Annotated in this window: 15 protein-coding genes and 3 pseudogenes; 8 read left to right on the forward strand and 10 right to left on the reverse strand. The window is 56.7% G+C overall.

Going from position 1 to position 15728, the window contains the following annotated elements; all coding sequences use genetic code 11:
• Window positions 1-368 precede the first annotated feature (368 nt).
• The 6 genes from ACIQV9_RS08420 to cyoE all read left to right on the forward strand — a co-directional run bounded on the left by ACIQV9_RS08420 (window position 369) and on the right by cyoE (window position 6547).
• Entirely contained in the window at window positions 369-878 is a 510-nt protein-coding gene (locus tag ACIQV9_RS08420) for a disulfide bond formation protein B (RefSeq protein ID WP_403100029.1), read from the forward strand.
• Between the two features lie 825 nt (window positions 879-1703).
• Window positions 1704-2648, forward strand: a complete 945-nt coding sequence (cyoA, locus tag ACIQV9_RS08425; protein ID WP_403100030.1) for a ubiquinol oxidase subunit II — start codon at window positions 1704-1706, stop codon at window positions 2646-2648.
• A 3-nt stretch (window positions 2649-2651) separates the two neighbouring features.
• Complete coding sequence (gene cyoB / locus ACIQV9_RS08430; protein ID WP_403100031.1) at window positions 2652-4682, forward strand: cytochrome o ubiquinol oxidase subunit I; 2031 nt, start codon at window positions 2652-2654, stop codon at window positions 4680-4682.
• Between the two features lie 3 nt (window positions 4683-4685).
• The gene (locus tag ACIQV9_RS08435) at window positions 4686-5312 is read left to right on the forward strand and encodes a cytochrome o ubiquinol oxidase subunit III (RefSeq protein ID WP_403100032.1); all 627 of its coding nucleotides are present in this window, start codon (window positions 4686-4688) and stop codon (window positions 5310-5312) included.
• Window positions 5313-5648, forward strand: coding sequence for a cytochrome o ubiquinol oxidase subunit IV (gene cyoD, locus ACIQV9_RS08440; RefSeq protein WP_403100033.1), 336 nt, complete (start codon window positions 5313-5315; stop codon window positions 5646-5648).
• An 11-nt stretch (window positions 5649-5659) separates the two neighbouring features.
• The gene (cyoE, locus tag ACIQV9_RS08445; RefSeq protein WP_403100034.1) at window positions 5660-6547 is read left to right on the forward strand and encodes a heme o synthase; all 888 of its coding nucleotides are present in this window, start codon (window positions 5660-5662) and stop codon (window positions 6545-6547) included.
• 87 nt (window positions 6548-6634) lie between these two features.
• On the opposite strand, the gene ACIQV9_RS08450 is transcribed toward cyoE, so the two are convergent.
• The 4 genes from ACIQV9_RS08450 to ACIQV9_RS08465 all read right to left on the reverse strand — a co-directional run bounded on the left by ACIQV9_RS08450 (window position 6635) and on the right by ACIQV9_RS08465 (window position 11070).
• Window positions 6635-7318: a hypothetical protein gene (locus ACIQV9_RS08450; RefSeq protein WP_403100035.1), complete on the reverse strand. Its 684-nt coding sequence runs from the start codon at window positions 7316-7318 to the stop codon at window positions 6635-6637.
• A 164-nt stretch (window positions 7319-7482) separates the two neighbouring features.
• The gene (locus tag ACIQV9_RS08455) at window positions 7483-8667 is read right to left on the reverse strand and encodes an AAA family ATPase (protein ID WP_403100036.1); all 1185 of its coding nucleotides are present in this window, start codon (window positions 8665-8667) and stop codon (window positions 7483-7485) included.
• 161 nt (window positions 8668-8828) lie between these two features.
• Window positions 8829-9107 (reverse strand): DUF3077 domain-containing protein, encoded by a 279-nt coding sequence (locus ACIQV9_RS08460; RefSeq protein ID WP_403100037.1) that lies wholly within the window; start codon window positions 9105-9107, stop codon window positions 8829-8831.
• A 550-nt stretch (window positions 9108-9657) separates the two neighbouring features.
• Window positions 9658-11070: a PLP-dependent aminotransferase family protein gene (locus tag ACIQV9_RS08465; RefSeq protein ID WP_403100038.1), complete on the reverse strand. Its 1413-nt coding sequence runs from the start codon at window positions 11068-11070 to the stop codon at window positions 9658-9660.
• 121 nt (window positions 11071-11191) lie between these two features.
• Between ACIQV9_RS08465 and ACIQV9_RS08470 the strand changes: the two genes are divergently transcribed.
• The gene (locus ACIQV9_RS08470; protein WP_403100039.1) at window positions 11192-11686 is read left to right on the forward strand and encodes a RidA family protein; all 495 of its coding nucleotides are present in this window, start codon (window positions 11192-11194) and stop codon (window positions 11684-11686) included.
• A gap of 276 nt (window positions 11687-11962) precedes the next feature.
• On the opposite strand, the gene ACIQV9_RS08475 is transcribed toward ACIQV9_RS08470, so the two are convergent.
• The 3 genes and pseudogenes from ACIQV9_RS08475 to ACIQV9_RS08485 form a co-directional block, all read right to left on the reverse strand.
• On the reverse strand, window positions 11963-12667 hold the full coding sequence (locus ACIQV9_RS08475; protein WP_403100040.1) for a hypothetical protein: 705 nt from the start codon (window positions 12665-12667) through the stop codon (window positions 11963-11965).
• Between the two features lie 116 nt (window positions 12668-12783).
• Window positions 12784-12912, reverse strand: a pseudogene (locus ACIQV9_RS08480) (DUF72 domain-containing protein); the annotation flags it as partial.
• A gap of 6 nt (window positions 12913-12918) precedes the next feature.
• A pseudogene (locus ACIQV9_RS08485) lies at window positions 12919-13145 on the reverse strand (two-component sensor histidine kinase); the annotation flags it as partial.
• 2 nt (window positions 13146-13147) lie between these two features.
• Here ACIQV9_RS08485 and ACIQV9_RS08490 point away from each other — a divergent pair.
• A pseudogene (locus ACIQV9_RS08490) lies at window positions 13148-13297 on the forward strand (peptide-methionine (S)-S-oxide reductase); the annotation flags it as partial.
• A 12-nt stretch (window positions 13298-13309) separates the two neighbouring features.
• On the opposite strand, the gene ACIQV9_RS08495 reads toward ACIQV9_RS08490, so the two are convergent.
• The 3 genes from ACIQV9_RS08495 to ACIQV9_RS08505 all read right to left on the reverse strand — a co-directional run bounded on the left by ACIQV9_RS08495 (window position 13310) and on the right by ACIQV9_RS08505 (window position 15702).
• Window positions 13310-13714, reverse strand: coding sequence for a GNAT family N-acetyltransferase (locus ACIQV9_RS08495; RefSeq protein WP_403100041.1), 405 nt, complete (start codon window positions 13712-13714; stop codon window positions 13310-13312).
• Window positions 13711-14724: a diguanylate cyclase domain-containing protein gene (locus ACIQV9_RS08500; RefSeq protein ID WP_403100043.1), complete on the reverse strand. Its 1014-nt coding sequence runs from the start codon at window positions 14722-14724 to the stop codon at window positions 13711-13713. The genes ACIQV9_RS08495 and ACIQV9_RS08500 overlap by 4 nt, the downstream gene beginning before the upstream one ends.
• A 72-nt stretch (window positions 14725-14796) precedes the next feature.
• A complete protein-coding gene (locus ACIQV9_RS08505) occupies window positions 14797-15702 on the reverse strand; it encodes a LysR family transcriptional regulator (RefSeq protein ID WP_403100044.1) in 906 nt (301 codons plus the stop codon).
• Window positions 15703-15728: the final 26 nt, after the last annotated feature.

Below are 15728 nucleotides of genomic sequence, written 5' to 3' on the forward strand. Positions count from 1 at the left end.
GCAATAATCCTGTACCGCTGATAGCTTCGCTTGAATCGTGTACTTTCCCATGAAACACCCCATCGGTCGTGTCCAACTTTTGGGGTGCACACCACTCTGCGTGGGAATGCCTCCCCAGACGCTCCGCGTCTGCTTTTGGGACGCAGAGCGTCCCTTGCTGCATTCCCACGCAGAGCGTGGGAACGATCTCTAGCAGGACAGACCGAGTCGCCTTCTTCGCGGTCTTCATTCGTAATAATCTCGAAAGTTAATCCGTTCTTAACCGGTTTATCGTCTATTCCCCGATCACCACCGGAACGCTCCGGGCTCTCAAAGGTTGGAGCCTGCGTGTAGACTTCCGGGCAATCGATCTTTACAAGGGAAACGCGATGAGCGAGGAAACGATGCGGTTGGGACGTGAACGGCGCTATCTGGTGTTGCTGGGCATCATCTGCCTGGCGCTGATCGGCGGCGCTCTGTACATGCAAATTGTGCTGGGCGAGGCGCCGTGCCCGCTGTGCATCCTGCAACGCTATGCGTTGTTGCTGATTGCGCTGTTTGCGTTCATTGGCGCGGCGATGCGAAACCGACGCAGCATCACGGTATTCGAGACGCTGGTGGTCATCTGCGCCATCGCAGGCGTCGCGGTGGCCGGGCATCACGTCTACACCCAGTTCTACCCGGCAGTGAGTTGTGGCATCGATGTGCTGCAACCGATTGTCGATGGCTTGCCGCTGGCGAAGATCTTCCCGCTGGGCTTCCAGGTCGATGGTTTCTGCTCCACGCCGTACCCGCCGATCCTCGGTTTGTCGCTGGCGCAGTGGGCGCTGGTGGCGTTCGTGCTGATCGTGGTGCTGGTACCGCTGCTCACTTCGCGTAACCGCAAAGCGCTGCGCTGAGGTCATCCGCCACTCGGGCGGCCACCCCGTCCCTGAAACGAAAAATGCCCCGGTCCTCATCAAGAGGACTGGGGCGTTTTGCATTTCAGGGCCAGCGTAAAAAGTTCGTGATGTGTGGCAGCGAAGGGTGCGACACGTGTGCGACATGTTGTCACAGCGAGGCTGTCGCAAGGCATTTCAAGACGCCTGATCGGTGTATAGCCAGGCAACGAAATTGGTCTACTCAGGCCTCTGCCGATTTATAGGCTATCGCGCGCAAGCAGGCAGTTTTAACAGGGGCTGGCGAATCGCCAGAGCCCTTGTCTCATAGGGGCTAGGGCACCTTCGAAGTGCCTGCATAAGCACCGATAGCTGTCTGAACTGCGCGCTGTAGACCTACAAAATTTGGTGTTTTTGTTGAGAATGAATTTCGATAAGATGCCGCGCTTTTGCAAAAACCGTTAATGATTGTTGCTGGAATGGATATAAATTATTTCGGGATGAGACATGGTTTATGAATCGCTACATATCTACAATCGCCCGCACTGAATTCCGGCACTGCTCACCTTGAGCAGGAAAACAGGGCGTCGAGGAGCTTGAATGCTTCGTGCGACTCCCAGGTGTCGGAGTCTTCCAACTATCCGCACCAAATGGAATTGGTCTGTAACAAGGCCTTTGACCACGAATTCGAATAAGAACTTACCGCTAGCCCAGGATTTGTCGAACAGCGTCTGACGCGCGACGGGCAGCCCTTATTCAATCCAAGAAAATGCCAACCCTTGGCAGGGTGAAGTGTTGGCGATCAAAACCCAACTGCATTGCGCAAGCTGCTTTAGAGGTCGTGAGATGAGTAAAAACAGGTACCCCAGACTACTAGGCTTATTGCCGCTGCTCGGCACGTTGTTGCTGTCAGGCTGCAACATGACCTTGCTCGATCCCAAGGGCCAGGTTGGCCTGGAAGAGCGAAACCTGATCATCACCGCAACGCTGCTGATGCTTCTGGTCGTGGTACCGGTCATCGTCATGACCTTCCTGTTCGCCTGGAAATACCGCGCGTCCAACCAGGACGCCGTCTACACGCCGAAGTGGTCGCACTCCACCAAGATCGAAGTCGCGGTGTGGACGATTCCGGTACTGATCATCATTGCCCTGGGTTACATCACCTACAAGTCGACCCACGCGCTGGATCCTTACAAGCCGCTGGAATCCGACGTCAAGCCGATCACCATTGAAGTGGTCGCGCTGGACTGGAAGTGGATGTTCATCTATCCGGAGCAAGGCATCGCCACCGTCAACAAGATCGTGTTCCCGGCGCACACGCCGATCAACTTCAAGGTGACTTCGGACTCCGTGATGAACTCGTTCTTCATCCCGGCCCTGGGCGGCCAGATTTACGCGATGGCCGGCATGCAGACCAAACTGCACCTGATCGCCAACCAGAACGCTGAAATGGACGGTATCTCCGCCAACTACAGCGGCGCTGGTTTCACCGGCATGAAATTCAAGGCTATCGCAACTTCCCAGGAAGATTTCGACGCCTGGGTAAGTGAAGTCAAAAAGGCACCTAAACAGCTTGAAGAAGCTGAATACGCAGCCCTTTCCAAGCCAAGCCAGAACAACCCAGTCGAGCTCTACTCCTCGGTCACGCCGAACCTGTTCCAGATCATCGTCGACAAGTACGAAGGCATGAAACCGGGTCCGAAGGTGAAGCACGAGAAGAAAGAGAAAGAAGTGGCCGCTACGCAAGGAATGGACATGAACTCGCATTCAGCTGCCGGGGCAGAGGAGTAAACGATGTTTGGTAAATTAAGTTGGGAAGCGGTCCCGTTCCACGAACCGATCGTGATGATAACCATCGCCATGATCGCGCTCGGTGGTCTGGCGCTGTTCGCTGCAATCACCTATTTCAAGAAGTGGACCTACCTGTGGACCGAGTGGCTGACCTCGGTTGACCACAAGAAAATCGGCGTGATGTACATCATCGTCGCCATGGTCATGCTGCTGCGTGGTTTTGCCGACGCCATCATGATGCGTACCCAGTTGGCCATGGCCACCGAGGGTTCGCCCGGCTACCTGCCACCTGAACACTATGACCAGATCTTCACCGCTCACGGTGTGATCATGATCATCTTCATGGCGATGCCATTCTTCACCGGCCTGATGAACCTTGCAGTGCCGCTGCAGATCGGCGCGCGTGACGTTGCCTACCCGTTCCTGAACTCCCTGAGCTTCTGGTTGCTGGTGTCCGGCGTGGTGCTGATCAACCTGTCCCTGGGCGTTGGCGAATTCGCCAAGACCGGTTGGGTTGCCTATCCGCCGCTGTCGGGTCTGCAATACAGTCCGGGCGTGGGGATGGATTACTACATCTGGGCGCTACAGCTATCCGGGTTGGGTACGACGCTGACGGGGGTCAACTTCCTGGCCACCGTGCTGAAAATGCGTACCCCGGGCATGAAACTGATGGACATGCCGATCTTCACCTGGACCTGCACCTGGGCCAACGTCCTGATCGTGGCCTCGTTCCCGATCCTGACCGCTACCCTGGCACTGCTGACGCTTGACCGTTACATGGATTTCCACATTTTCACCAATGAACTTGGTGGCAATCCGATGATGTACGTCAACCTGTTCTGGGCCTGGGGTCACCCCGAGGTGTACATCCTGATTCTGCCGGCGTTCGGGATCTTCTCCGAAGTCATCTCGACCTTCACCGGCAAGCGTCTGTTCGGCCACCACTCGATGGTCTATGCATCGGGCGCGATCTCGATCCTGGGCTTCATGGTCTGGCTGCACCACTTCTTCACCATGGGTTCGGGTGCCAGCGTCAACGCCTTCTTCGGTCTGGCGACGATGCTGATTTCGATCCCGACGGGGGTGAAGCTATTCAACTGGCTGTTCACCATTTACCAAGGGCGTCTGCGTTTCACCAGCCAGGTTCTGTGGACCCTGGGCTTCATGGTGACCTTCGCCATCGGCGGTATGACCGGCGTACTGCTGGCCATTCCGGGTGCGGACTTCGTCCTGCACAACAGCCTGTTCGTGATCGCTCACTTCCACAACGTGATCATCGGCGGTGCTGTATTCGGTTACATCGCAGGCTTTGCCTTCTACTTCCCGAAAGCGTTCGGCTTCAAGCTGCACGAAGGTTGGGGCAAGGCAGCGTTCTGGTTCTGGATCTCGGGCTTCTTCGTCGCGTTCATGCCGCTCTATGCACTGGGCTTCATGGGCATGACCCGTCGTCTGAACGCCACCACCAACCCTGAGTGGGTGCCGTACCTGTACGTTGCCATGTTCGGTGCGGTGATGATTGCCGTCGGTATCGCCTGCCAGCTGATCCAGCTGTACGTCAGCGTGCGTGATCGCAAAAAGCCAGAGAACATGTGCGAACACGGCGACCCGTGGAATGCCCACACGCTGGAGTGGTCGACCTCGTCGCCACCACCGTTCTACAACTTTGCCGTGCTGCCAAAAGCGGAAACCATCGATCCGTTCACCGAAGCCAAGGAAAACGGTACCGCGTACCAGGCTCCGGCCCGTTACGAGCCGATCCACATGCCAAACAACACTGCGACCGGCGTGGTCATGGGTGCTCTGTTGACCGTGTTCGGTTTCGCGATGATCTGGCACATCTGGTGGTTGGCCATCGTCGGTCTGGTCGGCACCGTGGTGTACTTCGTGATCCACGCTGCACGTGATGATCAAGGCTATATGGTGCCGGTCGACGTGATCGAACGCATCGAAGCCGAGCAGCACAAGCGTCTGGTAGCGGCCGGGAAAGTTCCAGCCACCGCCACCCGTGTTGAAACCTCGTTGGAACAGGCTTAAACCATGTCGAACTTAGTGACCAATGCTGGACACACCCATGTCGATGGACATGGGCACGATGACCATCACCACGACTCGGGCGAGATGACCGTATACGGTTTCTGGCTCTACCTGATGACCGACTGCATCCTGTTTGCGTCGATCTTCGCGGTGTACGCGGTACTGGTTAACAACGTAGCGGGTGGCCCGTCGGGCCACGACATCTTCGAACTGCCATACGTGCTGGGCGAAACCGCTCTGCTGCTGTTCAGTTCGATCACCTACGGCTTCGCCATGCTGGCGTTGTTCAAGGGCAAGAAAACCCAGGTACTGGGCTGGTTGGCCATGACCTTCCTGTTGGGCGCCGGCTTCATCGCCATGGAGATCAACGAGTTCCACATCCTGATCGCCGAAGGCTACGGCCCTAGCCGCAGCGGCTTCCTGTCCGGGTTCTTTACCCTGGTCGGTACCCACGGTCTGCACGTGACCAGCGGTCTGATCTGGATGGCGATCATGATGTATCAGGTGCAGAAAAACGGCCTGACGGCGACCAACAAGACTCGTCTGAGCTGCCTGAGCCTGTTCTGGCACTTCCTGGACGTGGTGTGGATCTGCGTATTCACCGTTGTTTATCTGATGGGGACTATGTAAATGGCTAACGCTCATTCCCAGGATAGCCACGACGCCGGCCACGGCAGCGTCAAGTCCTACGCTATCGGTTTCATTCTGTCGGTGATCCTGACTGTCATTCCTTTCGGCCTGGTGATGTACCCATCGCTGCCGAAAGCCATGACCTTGTGGATCGTACTGATCTTCGCAGTGATCCAGGTGCTCGTTCACCTGGTGTACTTCCTCCACCTGGACCGTTCGGCCGCGCAGCGTAACAACGTGATTGCGTTTGTTTTCGCCGCCATCGTGATTGTTCTGCTGGTTGGCCTGTCGCTGTGGATCATGTTCAGCATCCACACCAACATGATGGCGCACTGAGGTAAATCCGGATGTCCTTGAAGCACTTTATCCAAATCACCAAACCGGGGATCATTTTCGGTAACGTGCTTTCAGTGGCAGGCGGATTTTTCCTGGCCTCGAAAGGGCATGTCGATCTGGCCATCTTCCTGGCTGCAATGATCGGCACGTCCCTGGTGGTGGCTTCCGGTTGCGTGTTCAACAACTGCATCGACCGCGACATCGACCTGAAGATGGAGCGCACCAAAAATCGGGTGCTGGTCCAGGGCCTGATCTCCCTGAAACTGGCGCTGATCTTCGCGACCGTCCTCGGTGTGGCCGGCGTTGCGTTGTTGTACAAGGTAGCGAACCCGTTGGCCGCGCTGTTCGCGGTGATCGGTTTCGTCATCTACGTCGGCTTCTACAGCCTGTACCTCAAGCGCAAGTCGGTTCACGGCACGCTGGTGGGCAGTCTGTCCGGTGCGATGCCGCCGGTGATTGGCTACGTGGCCGTGACCAACAGCTTCGACATGGCCGCACTGACGCTGCTGGTGATGTTCAGCCTGTGGCAGATGCCGCATTCCTACGCCATCGCGATCTTCCGCTTCAACGATTACCTGGCTGCATCGATTCCGGTGTTGCCCGTGAAGCGCGGGATTCAAGTGGCCAAGAAGCACATCCTGCTCTACATCCTGGCGTTCCTCGTGGCGACCTTGATGCTGACCTTCAGCGGCTACGCCGGCATGAGCTACCTCGCCGTCGCCGCCGCCATGGGCATGTACTGGTTGTACATGGCCTGGACCGGCTACAAGGCAGTGGATGACACGGTCTGGGCACGCAAGCTGTTCGTGTTCTCGATCTTCACCATTACCGCGTTGAGCGTGATGATGTCTCTGGACTTCAAAGTGCCGAGTGAGTTGTTGCTGACGTATGCGCCTTGAGGTCTAGAGGCTGAATTGAAAAGCCCCGCCTTCGAGAGAAGAGCGGGGCTTTTTGTTGGGGGCGATTCAGGTGATTCAGAACTGGTGCTACTTCTTGCCAGATGATCCGCATGACCTTTCTCCACAGGAAGATTTTTTCATGACTTCATCCTCCGACCAATCGGTTGGATGGCAATGAATTCCTTGTTTGTAGTTTTCCTGTATGAAACGGATGAAGCGCTCTGCCTCGGAAGGAGGAGTCATGTAGCCCTCTTTCGCAGGGCCTTGCGGCACCCGAAGCCGAAATTCAGCAGGAACGTTCAAGGGGCAAGATCCAAAGTAGTAAAACAAATCAGCCACCAGGACGTACTGACCAGAAATGTCGTCATTTAGGTGTTTTTGACATGGCCTATCGCTTGCCCAGTGGTGCGGGTTTTTGATCTGTTCGAAATGAAATGGCTCAGATGCTCCGGGTACCAAGGGGCGGTAGATGTTGTCCCCGACTCTTCTGATAGGGTCCGTTGAATTGGCGAAGGGGATTTTGTCTTGAAAGCGGGGGTCGGCGAAGTAGTCGCGCATATGACATTTTTCGCCAACCCGCATCAAGTAAACGAGCCGCTCTTCACCTACAGGGTCACGGTTCAGGTCAACTGAAGTGAAGCCAGCAATCCATTGGCCTTTATCTTTGGATTTCCTCATATATGGTTTACAGGTAGCCAGTGTGAGCGTATGGCCAAACGGGTTCGGTGCAAACCCAGTGTCATGGGTCATCTTGTAGCTGAACAATTCCATCAATGCCTCCCGCTTGTTCAAATGTGCTGAAGATCATGTCATCTGGGAAAGCGCTGTATGGCATTTGGGAAATCTCCTAAAACCCCACCCTTCTAGAGGGCAGGGCTACTTATCGGAGTTTCTGGCGGCAAACCCCGAGCCTGTTGCGCTCTTGGTCGTTTCTTCTACTGGGGTGGTGCTGCGGTAACCCGCCTCATAAATTCGTCAAAAAGCGGTACCGTGAATGCGATTTGCGCGTATTCGGGGCTGTAGATCATTCCTTTTTTGATCAAGCTGTCCCGTACTGGACCTAGGCTTGTCGCAGTTCGACCCAAGGCTGTCGCTACATCCGCTGATCGTTGCGGTCCTTCGCCTAACTCAGCCAAACAACGCATGTAATCTCGCTCCGCTGGAGTCGTTCGGTCAAAGCGAACCCGAAAAAATGACTCATCGAGTTTCCGAATGCTTTCTGCGGTGGCGGTACGAGCATCCTGTTCAGTGATGGTTTCTCCTTTGGCTATGTTCCATGCGGTATAGCCCCATTCCTGGAGAAAATAGGGATATCCATGTGTTTTGTCGTAGATCTCCCTTAATGCCTCCTCTGATATTGCTGCACCTTCGTCTTCCACCGGATCGCGAATTGCCTTCCAGGCATCAACCTCTAACAGCGCGCCTAGACGGGGGAATTCAAATAGTCGCTCAGCGTAGCTTTTGGCATCACCTGCTTGTCCAGCCAATTGAGGGAGGCCTGCGCCAAAAAGGATCAACGGCAAGCCAGCCTGGTTGATGGCGTGCATACCCCGAATCAGTGCGCCCAGTTCGTCTCTGGAAAGGTACTGCAATTCATCGATCAGAATGGCTACAGGTTTGCCTGCGTCTCTGGCAGCCTCTCCAGTTGCGATTAGGACGTCTCTCAAATCATCTTCAAGGTTTCCGCTGTCCGCATAACCTGCTTCCGAATCTCCCCCCAACGTAACCTCGGCACCTCCTGCGGCAATGGTGATATTGCCGATAAAACTGCGAAGAACTCGGATACCTTTTTTTACCGTCTCTACAGTGTTTTGCATTCGGTCTAAGCGCAGTAGTAAACGACGCAGCACAGGAATCAGCAGCTGCTTAAGCTCTGCACCATCGTGGGCTTCCTGCATTTCGGCGAGATAGTCCAGGCTCACCGCGCGATCCTTGATTTGATTCAAAAGCACAGTCTTCCCAACCCCACGCAATCCCAAAACCATCAGGGATTTCGCATGCCTTCCACGCTTGGTACGTTCCAGTGCTGTTTCAGCAGTTTCCAGCACCTCGGAGCGTCCCGCTAGTTCTGGCGGTGACACGCCTGCTCCAGGGTTGAACGGATTAATGTTTTTATCCACGTCTTGAGCTCATAGTAAGTTATAGATAGTTATAGTGATAATTCTGTATAACTGCAAATAAATGGCTAGAAACCTCAAAGGCACGAGGCTGAAAGCTGGGTTTACGCTTCTGGCTTTGCATAAAAGCCCCGTGTTTCGGGAGAGACGCGGGGCTTTTTCGTTTACGCGTGGTTGTTACATGGCGCGGCGAGCACCTTCATTACGTCATCAATGATCGCTTTGCTCATGTCCTGCAAGTAATGCGAAGCCCAGGCATGCCGGTCGGTGTCGCGGACCATGGCGGCATCGGAAGCGAGCAGTTTGGAGATGTGGAGCAGGTCGGAAGCGTGGGAGAGGGCTTCGACCACCGGGACGCCGGCGTTGATGCGGAACAAGGATTCGTTGGCGTGGAAGGAGAAGTGGGTGAGGCCGATGGTTTTCAGGTCTTTGGGGTTGGTCATTGGGTATCACCTCCGGTGGTTGGGCGGGGGTGGGGGATGAGCGGTGAAGAAGAGGGATTGATATTGTTCATTGAGCATTCCTATATGTCAGTGGAGCTGCCCCGATCGTTATCAGGCGAAAGGGTGGCAGCTGTGCGCAGGCTGATAACCGGGAATATAGGAAACCGGCAGACCCGAAGGTCTCCCGCGCACAGCCGCCATTGCACGAAATACGGGCTTAAAAAGCATGCGATCGTGATTGGAGCGCTGAGGCGCCGATATATTACCCGGGTTATCAGGCCCGGTCGCTGAGTTGGCAGCGACGATCTGAAGTTAGCGTGCGGTCTTGGGTGCCGCAATCGTAGCGATCTGGTGGCTGGGAATGTCATGCCGCCAGCAAACATTTCGTTGAACGCATGTTTTTGTGGCGAGAAAGCTTGCTCCCGTTCGGCTGCGCAGCAGTCGTTAAGCCTGCCAGTGCTGCGTGTTTAATAAAGTGCAGGGGAGCGCTTCGCACTGGAGCGCCAGCCCGGTCCAAAGGGGCCTCCCTCGCCGCAGAGACGGTGGGTGGTTACGCTTTGTAATAGTCGAGCAACCGAAAGAACCGCTCGCGCACCTGCAGGCTATCGCTGTGCGCAACGTTGAAACGCAGGAAGCTGCTGGCATCGACGGCCTTGCTCAACAGAGTGCCAGGCGCCAGGACCAGATTGTTTTCGAGGCCTTTGCTGGCAAGCGTTTCGGCATGCAGGCCTTCGGGCAATCGTGTCCAGATGAACACCCCTTCACCCGGTATCGATGACACCGAGCACCCGGCCTCTACCAGCCATCTCGTCACGCGACTGCTCGATTCATACAGGCGATCAACCGTGCGCCGGGTGTGCTTGGCGTAGCTGCCGTTACTGAGCATGGTGCAGGTGATCTGTTCCGCCAGTTCCGAGGTCACACCGCCGCAGGCCAACTTCAAGGTGATCATTCGTGCGGCCAGTTGCGGCGATAACGCGGTATAGCTGACCCGGCTGTTGGCGGTCAGGGTCTTGGAGAAACCGGAGACGTAACTGACATTGTCCAGACCGCTCGCGGCCAGGCGCGGGGTGCGTCTTTGCTGGATGTCGCCATACAAGTCATCTTCGAGGATGTGGACGCCATAACGGTGGCTCAGCTCCAGCAGGCGATAAACCTGGGCTGCGGAGAACGAGTGCCCGGTCGGGTTGTGCAGCGTGCTGTTGGTCATGTACAGCACGGGGCGATGGGCAATCAGCAATTGCTCGAACGCTTCCAGATCCAGCCCGTCGCAATCCCGGGCGATGGTGATGACCTTGGCGCCGTGCAGTGCCAGATTGGTGTGCATGTTGAAGTAACACGGGTCGTCGAGCAGTACGGTGTCGCCGGGTTTTATCAACAGGCGCATCAGCAGGTCGATAGCCTGCACGGTGTTGGCCGTGGTGGTGATCTGCGCCACCGGCACCTCGATGCCGACGGTCGACAGTTTGACCCGTAACGCCTCGCGCAGCGGGAGGTAACCTCCGACCTCACCGTATTCACCCATGCGCAGCGCGGTCGCACGAAGGGTGCTGCGCACGGCTTTGAGCAATTCGTCGGCGGGCAGCCACGAGGCGGGCAGAAATCCACAGCCGGGGCGCAGCGCGCCGTTGTCCAGCAGCAAGGCGCGGCGGACCCGGCTGAGCGTGTCTTGGGGTTGCAGATCCGGGCCAGCTGCAGATTGGGGCTGGGCGCTTGGGCGATGAATGTAATGCCCCGATCCTTGGCGTGAGACCACCAGACCCTTGGCCCGCAAACGGTCGAGGGCGTCGACCACCGTGGATTTGCCCACGTTCATCAACTCGGAGAGTTCGCGAATCGGTGGCAACTTGGCCCCGTTAGGCAGGCCTCCCTGGCTGATCGCCACAGACAACTGATCGACGATCTGCTGCACCAGCGGCACTCCGGGCTGGAACTCGATGGCGGCGATGACGGCACGCTGCATTTTACTGGTCTCCCTGGCAGTAAAGTTTGTTGGATCTTATACGAAGTTGCCCTGATCAAGACACGCATCTCTCTCTACCATCATCTGCGCGTATGCATGATTGATTAGGAGGGTTCAGTTAATGAGTAATCAAATGAGTCGCGACGAACGCTTCCTCGCGATGGCAAAAGAACTCGGCTTTGATATCTACGACGAGAACTCTGCTGGCGGGCATTACGCGCCGCTGATTCGGCACGATGACGAATTGTATGTCAGCGGGCTGGTGCCGCGAATGAACGGCAAAATCCAATACCCCGGTCGGGTGGGACTGGAACTCAACCTGGCCGATGCCCAAGAGGCTGCCGGTATCAGTGCGATCCGTGGACTTGCACTGATCCGTGAGGCCATCGGTTCACTGGATAACCTCAAGGCACTGCTGCGCATTACGGTCTATGTGAAATCCACGTTCGATTTTGTGGACCTCAGTGAAGTTGCCAATGGAGCGTCTGACGTCTTCACGCATGTATTGGGCGAGGCTGGTAAGCACACCCGAACGACCGTTGGTGTTTACCAGTTGCCGAAAAATGCGCCGATTGAAGTGGACATGATCGCGGCGTTATACCCGTCAGCGCGGTAAATCTTTCGGGCAATAAAAAGCCCCGCTTTCGGGGCGTGATGCTGTTCACTCAAAAATGGGCTCTTGCATTGTGGCGAGGGGATTTAGCGAAACGTTGCACCGCCCCGTTCGGCTGCGAAGCAGTCGTTAGTTCAGACAACTCGGTCTGTCTGAGCGGACCCTGGGGGTCGCTTCGCAACCCAACGGGGGCAAGCCCCCTCGCCACAAGTTTCTTGCTCGACGGAACATTAGTGAACAGCAATACGCTTCCGGAGTGGGGCTTTCAGGTTGATCGGGTTACTGCGCGGCGATGCTGTAGCCGTCGAACGCGGTTTGCTGTTGAAGAGCAGTGATGATGTTCTTGCGGTTGACCGCTTGTTCCGCCCCGGCGTTGTCCAGGAACGTCTCGCTTTCAATCTGCGCATCCTCGCCTTCGCCGACGAAAGTGAAACCGAGGAACTCCAGCGCTTTGCGATCAACGTTCAGGCTCGCCCGTGGCGTGCGCAGCGGCAGGGTGACGCTCACGCCATCCTTGCTGATGGTAAACACTTCGAGGTCTTTCTTGGCGCGAGCCACTTTGCTCTTGCCAGTGCTTGGGTTGCTGATGGCCTGGTGAGTCTGATTCAGCACCTTCAATGCCAGACCATAGACGATTTCCTGAAAGGCCGGGTCGTCCTTGAAACTGGAAAGAATACGGCTGATCGGGAACTTGCTGCTCAGGTCTTCCAGCGCGGCAATATCGGACGCTTCAGCGTCTTTCAGTTGTTTGAGTTCGCCCATCAGTTCATAGGCTTTATCGTCGTCGAAGCTGTCGTGCGCCTGGCGAATCGCGGCGCGCAGCTCGCGGATCTGGTCGCTTTCCCGGGTCGATTGAAAAGCGTCCAGGACCATCTCGCTGATGGTCTTGGCTTGTGGCACATGCTGTGAAAGATTGATGGAGTTTTCGTATTCCGCTTTGGACGACAAGGTGACTACGGATTCAGCGGTATTGGAATCGGACATTGAAATTTCACTACTTCTTTTAACTTGGGTTTAGGCGAGAAAGCACAGGGCCTTTTCAGGCCGCCTAATCTATTGGACCTGACCTGAGTTGTCACGGATGAACAGGCGGTTGGTCATCATTTTCGGCGTGGAGGCGTCATTCGTTGAAGCTCCAGCGCGTTGGTCGTCGCCGCGCCACTGGCGGTGTTGTCGAAGATGCACCAGATGGGAGTGGCGTCGGCGCAGGTTTGTAACGTTTGAGCCAGTTCCGACGGGCGCAGAAACAAACCTTCGCGCAATTCGGGAGCGATGCCGGGGCCGGTGTCGCTGACGGTGACTTTGCCGCGCTTGGGTGGTGAGTTCGAATTTCTGGAAGATGTCCTGTAACAGATCGGTCAGGGAGAAACGCTCCAGCACCGGTTGCACAAAACCGTGTTCCAGCCGCACCAGTTCGCGCAGCGACTGCGCCAGGCCTTTGATCCAGGGCGATGCCCAGATAACCCGGCGGAGGAGGAAGATCAGGACTTTCTGACCGAGCACCCGACGTATCCGTACATGGTGATCAACGACCTGCCGAAAGTCGCGCAGCTGAAACAGCTATACCCGGATCGATATCAGGAAAAACCGGTGCTGGTGAAGGCGGGGATGTGAAGGGCGTTTTGGCTATCGCCTGCGCGGGCGCTCCATCGCGATGCTCGACGGTTCAAAGCCCTGGCGCGAAAAGAATTCCGCAGCGCCTTCACGGCCCGCGCGCAGAAGCCAGGTGATGTCGGTGTTCTCACCCATGACATGCTCGACCAGTGCCCGACCAACGCCTTCACGTCGATGCTGCCCGGACACGACAACCATCGACAGATAACCGTTGGACAGGCCGTCGGTGATGCCACGGGCGAAACCGACGATGTGGGCGTCCTTCACGGCAAGCGCAGTGCGTTGGGAGTTGGCGATCAATTGCGCAAAATGGTCGGTTGATCCCAGGCGGTGAGCCCAGCCGTTCTGCTCAAGAAAAAGCCGCACGGATTCCACTTCCGAGGGCAGTACATCACGGACATGCAGGACGGTGCTCATCCGGAAATCACATTCTTGCCCGCAATCTTCGACCGATACAGCGCCTGATCGGCCCTGGCCAGAAGACCGGTCTGTTGCTCTTCTTCAAAGCGCTGGACCACGCCAAAACTCATGGTCACCTGAAACTCTCCCACCGGCGGCAGGCTCGAGAGGCCATGGCGGATTTTTTCGGCGAAGGATCTGGCGTCGGTCAGCGAGGTATTGGGCAGGATGAGGATGAACTCGTCGCCGCCCCAGCGGGCCAATAGATCGCCGTAGCGCACGCAACGATTCACGCTCTCGACGACCTGCACCAACGCCGCATCTCCCAGGGCATGGCCGTAGTAATCGTTGATGTTCTTGAAGTCATCGATGTCCATGGCGATCAGTGACAGCGGCTGCCGAAAGCGCTGGGCACGGTCGCATTCCTGGGGCAGGGCTTTTTCCAGGCGATAGCGATTGGCGATCGATGTCAGCGCATCGGTTTCCGCCAGTTTGCGGTTTTCTTCAAGTTGAATTTGCAGCTGCTGATTGACCCGCGATAGTTCCCGGGTGCGTTCTTCGACGATGGCTTCGAGGGATTGATTGCGCCGTTCCATCTCCTCGAAAAGGCGTTTCTTGTCTTCGATGCTGCGGTGCGCGCCGACCATCCGCGCCACCGATCCGTCGACATTGCGTGCCAGCACGTAGCCGCGATCTTCGATCCAGGTATAACTGCCGTCTTGCTTGCGGCAACGGTACTCGGCTTGATAGCCCGGCGCGTGTTGATTCAGGTAAGCATCAAACAACGCCATCACCCGCGGGTAATCGTCGGGGTGCATCACGTTTTCCCAGGTAAACACGGTGTTGTCCAGGGAGTGAGGCGCGTAGCCGAGCATTTCGTACCATCCGGGATTGCGGTAGACGAACCCGGTGTTGGCGTTCCAGTCCCAAATGCCGTCACTGACCAGTTCCAGAATGGTGTGCAGCATGTCCTCGTTCAAATCCGACACATTGAATTTCAACGGCTCGATATTCGATGCTTCACCCATCACCGCTCTCCTTGCACTGATATCAAAGTGACCCGTCAGCCGTGGAGATTAGTGCATGGCGTATTGCCCCCGCTAGTGCTTGGCCCACAACTGCATGGCGAAGTCGACGAAGCGACGCAATTTCGGCAATCGGTAGCGATCCTGGGCGTACACCAAGTGCATTGGCCGGCTCGGCAGTCGATAGTTCTGCATCAACGCCACCAGTTTTCCGTTACGCAAATCCTGCTCGACCAATGCATCGGGCAACATCACGATGCCCATCCCGGTTCGAGCGGCCTGATGTAGCCCGGCCGAGCTGTTGATCAGCATCGGGCCTCTGACGGCCACCATGACTTCGCCTTCCGGCCCGCTCAGGCGCCATTGCTTTTCCACGGATTGCCAGTCATCGCCAACCGGATAGGCAAAGGACAAGCAGTCGTGGTGTTGCAGGTCTTCGGGTTTTTCCGGTGTGCCCCGGCGAGCCAGATAGGCCTTCGAAGCGCACATGGTCAGCGTGTAGTCGATGAGCGGGCGGGCGATCAGGTTGGACGGCTCAATAGCGCCCAGGCGAAACGCCACGTCGAGGCCGTTTTCGAGAAGGTCGGGCCGCCCGTTGGTGAGCACCACGTCCAGTTTGACTTGCGGGTAACGCAGGGTGAACTCGCTGAGCGCCGGCGCCAGCTTTTCAGTGCCGAAGGTCAGCGGGGCGGTGATGCGCAAGGTCCCGCTCGGCGTGTCCTGGCTCTGTTCGGCCAGGCGTTCGGAATCGGCCACCAGCCCCAGCACCTCCAGACAGCGCTGGTAATAAGCGGAGCCAAATTCCGTCAGTCGCTGGCGCCGTGTCGTCCGGTTCAACAAGCGCACGCCCAGACGTTGCTCCAGCGCGCGAAGGTGATTGCCCACCATGGTCGTGGACATTTCGCACTGCTGGGCGGCGGCCGTCATGCTGCCGGCTTCGACCACTCTGACGTAAACCGTCATTGCCAGGAATAAATCCATTATCAAGCTCAGCTTTAAGATGATTG

Origin of the sequence: Pseudomonas sp. NPDC099000 (assembly GCF_044759925.1) — a bacterium.
GTDB lineage: Bacteria > Pseudomonadota > Gammaproteobacteria > Pseudomonadales > Pseudomonadaceae > Aquipseudomonas.

What these genes read in the sequence shown, in the direction of transcription:
- ACIQV9_RS08460 (WP_403100037.1), bottom strand. Translation starts at nt 9,107, where the DNA reads ATGACCAACCCCAAAGACCTGAAAACCATCGGCCTCACCCACTTCTCC.
- cyoA (WP_403100030.1), top strand. Translation starts at nt 1,704, where the DNA reads ATGAGTAAAAACAGGTACCCCAGACTACTAGGCTTATTGCCGCTGCTC.
- ACIQV9_RS08450 (WP_403100035.1), bottom strand. Translation starts at nt 7,318, where the DNA reads ATGGAATTGTTCAGCTACAAGATGACCCATGACACTGGGTTTGCACCG.
- cyoD (WP_403100033.1), top strand. Translation starts at nt 5,313, where the DNA reads ATGGCTAACGCTCATTCCCAGGATAGCCACGACGCCGGCCACGGCAGC.
- ACIQV9_RS08420 (WP_403100029.1), top strand. Translation starts at nt 369, where the DNA reads ATGAGCGAGGAAACGATGCGGTTGGGACGTGAACGGCGCTATCTGGTG.
- ACIQV9_RS08495 (WP_403100041.1), bottom strand. Translation starts at nt 13,714, where the DNA reads ATGAGCACCGTCCTGCATGTCCGTGATGTACTGCCCTCGGAAGTGGAA.
- cyoE (WP_403100034.1), top strand. Translation starts at nt 5,660, where the DNA reads ATGTCCTTGAAGCACTTTATCCAAATCACCAAACCGGGGATCATTTTC.
- ACIQV9_RS08465 (WP_403100038.1), bottom strand. Translation starts at nt 11,070, where the DNA reads ATGCAGCGTGCCGTCATCGCCGCCATCGAGTTCCAGCCCGGAGTGCCG.
- ACIQV9_RS08470 (WP_403100039.1), top strand. Translation starts at nt 11,192, where the DNA reads ATGAGTAATCAAATGAGTCGCGACGAACGCTTCCTCGCGATGGCAAAA.
- ACIQV9_RS08435 (WP_403100032.1), top strand. Translation starts at nt 4,686, where the DNA reads ATGTCGAACTTAGTGACCAATGCTGGACACACCCATGTCGATGGACAT.
- ACIQV9_RS08500 (WP_403100043.1), bottom strand. Translation starts at nt 14,724, where the DNA reads ATGGGTGAAGCATCGAATATCGAGCCGTTGAAATTCAATGTGTCGGAT.
- cyoB (WP_403100031.1), top strand. Translation starts at nt 2,652, where the DNA reads ATGTTTGGTAAATTAAGTTGGGAAGCGGTCCCGTTCCACGAACCGATC.
- ACIQV9_RS08505 (WP_403100044.1), bottom strand. Translation starts at nt 15,702, where the DNA reads ATGGATTTATTCCTGGCAATGACGGTTTACGTCAGAGTGGTCGAAGCC.
- ACIQV9_RS08475 (WP_403100040.1), bottom strand. Translation starts at nt 12,667, where the DNA reads ATGTCCGATTCCAATACCGCTGAATCCGTAGTCACCTTGTCGTCCAAA.